Source organism: Microbacterium sp. Y832, assembly GCF_057669765.1.
On record NZ_JBYHFM010000017.1, the window covers coordinates 1 to 1,381 of the forward strand.

Here is a 1,381-nt window from a genome sequence, read left to right on the forward strand (position 1 = left end):
GGGACTGTCCGATAAACGGTGTGTGGGGTCCGGCGGTTTTCATTAGTAGGTGGTTCTCTCGAACCGGCCCGCGAAGGTGATCGCGAACGCGTTCAGGGCTGGTTTCCACCTGATCACCCAGCGTGCCCTGCCGCCGCCGGTGGGGTCAAGCGACCGTGTCACGAGGTAGAGACACTTCAGCGCGGCTTGCTCGTTCGGGAAGTGTCCGCGCGCCCGGACCGCGCGCCGGTATCTCGCGTTGATCGACTCGATCGCATTGGTCGTGCAGATCACCCGGCGTATCTCAACGTCGTATTCGAGGAACGGCACGAACTCCGCCCAGCTGTTCTTCCAGAGCTGAACGATCGCCGGGTAGCGCCCACCCCATTCCGTAGCGAACTCGTCGAACCTGTCCTTCGCGGCCTGCTCCGACGGGGCCGTGTAGACCGGCTTGAGCGCCTTCACGATCGCGTCGCGGTGCTGCCGGCCGGCGTAACGGAAGCTGTTGCGGATGAGGTGCACGATGCACTGCTGCACGACCGTCTGCTCCCACGTCGTGTTGATCGCTTCGGGGAGTCCTTTCAGCCCGTCGCAGACGGCGATGAGGACGTCCTCGACGCCACGGTTCTTCAGCTCGGTGAACACCTGCAGCCAGAACCTCGCGCCCTCGCCGCCATCACCGGCCCAGATCCCCAGGATCTCCCGTTCCCCGGCCGTCGTGACGCCCATGACCACGTAGAACGGGGTGTTCCGCACCTGCCCGTCACGGACCTTCACCACGATCGCGTCGACGAAGATCACCGGGTAGAGCGCGTCCAGCGGACGCGAGGACCACTCCGCGAGCTCGCCGGCGACCTTCTCCGTGATCCGGCTGATGGTGTCTCTGGATACCTTCGCGCCATAGACCTCGTCGAAATGCGCCGCGATCTCACCCGTCGTCAAGCCGCGAGATGAGAGGGACAGCACGATCTGATCGACCCCCTCCAGGCGACGTTTCCGCTTGGGCACGATCACCGGCTCGAACGAACCATCCCGGTCCCTGGGGACCTCGATCTCCACCGGACCGATCTCGGTCAACACCGTCTTGATCCGTGTCCCGTTACGCATGTTCGCGGCCGCCGGTATCCCGCCGTGATCGTGGCCGAGGTGCTCGGTCAACTCCGCGTTCAACGCGGACTCGAGCACGCTCTTGGTGAGTTGGTTCAGCAGCCCTCCCGGGCCCGTCAAACTCACACCCTGTTCCTTAGCCTGCGCGAGCAATCGCTCCGCGAGGTCCTTCTGATCGATGATCTCCCCGGTCACGGGATCAATCATCGCGTCGTCCAACATCTCGGTCGTGTCAGCCACGGCCATCTCCTCTCGGATCAGACCGGACCCCACACACCGTTATTCAGACAGTCCC

1 protein-coding gene is annotated in these 1,381 nt (G+C 64.1%); it reads right to left on the minus strand.

The window, feature by feature from the left end; translation table 11 throughout:
* Positions 1 to 42: 42 nt before the first annotated feature.
* The gene (locus AC25YV_RS12780; RefSeq protein WP_488124237.1) at positions 43 to 1,293 is read right to left on the minus strand and encodes an IS256 family transposase; all 1,251 of its coding nucleotides are present in this window, start codon (positions 1,291 to 1,293) and stop codon (positions 43 to 45) included.
* Between the last annotated feature and the right edge of the window lie 88 nt (positions 1,294 to 1,381).

Excerpts from the sequence above, each read along its gene's own strand:
- AC25YV_RS12780 (WP_488124237.1), bottom strand. The coding sequence starts at position 1,293 with ATGATTGATCCCGTGACCGGGGAGATCATCGATCAGAAGGACCTCGCG.